The organism is Neisseria sp. P0021.S006 (assembly GCF_051956895.1).
The window spans coordinates 1-452 of record NZ_JBQCWZ010001241.1; the positions used below are offsets into that span (position 1 = coordinate 1).

At 53.8% G+C, this 452-nt stretch carries 1 protein-coding gene; it reads left to right on the plus strand.

Annotated features, from left to right (window positions below; all coding sequences use genetic code 11):
• Positions 1 to 452: DUF389 domain-containing protein (locus tag ACTHUM_RS19680; RefSeq protein WP_440403967.1), on the plus strand; the 452-nt coding region annotated here is incomplete at both ends.

Here is a 452-nt window from a genome sequence, read left to right on the forward strand (position 1 = left end):
CACAAAGCAAGCGTTTGGCGCATACTCAGCCGACCCTTTGGGATGTGTTGATTGCCTTCTTCGGCGGTAGGGCGGGTATTGTTGCGCTGACGCGAAAAGAAGGAGGCAATGCCATACCGGGTGTGGCGATTGCTACCGCATTGATGCCGCCCCTGTGTACTGCGTGCTACGGACTGGCACATGGCAACTGGCACTACTTTCTCGGTGCGTCATATCTTTTTGCCATCAACTGCGTGTTCATCGCTTTTTCGACCTTGTTGTTTTCCAAGCTGCTCAAGCTGCCGCGCAGGGGGTTGGTAACGGAATCCAAACGCCAGTTGCAAAGCATCATTATTACTGCCGTCGTGTTGCCTGTGATGATTCCGAGCGGCTATATGGCATCAGGACTGGTGCGTCAGGAGATCTTCAACACCAGAGCCAATGCTGCCATTGCCACTGCGAAGCAACAGGAA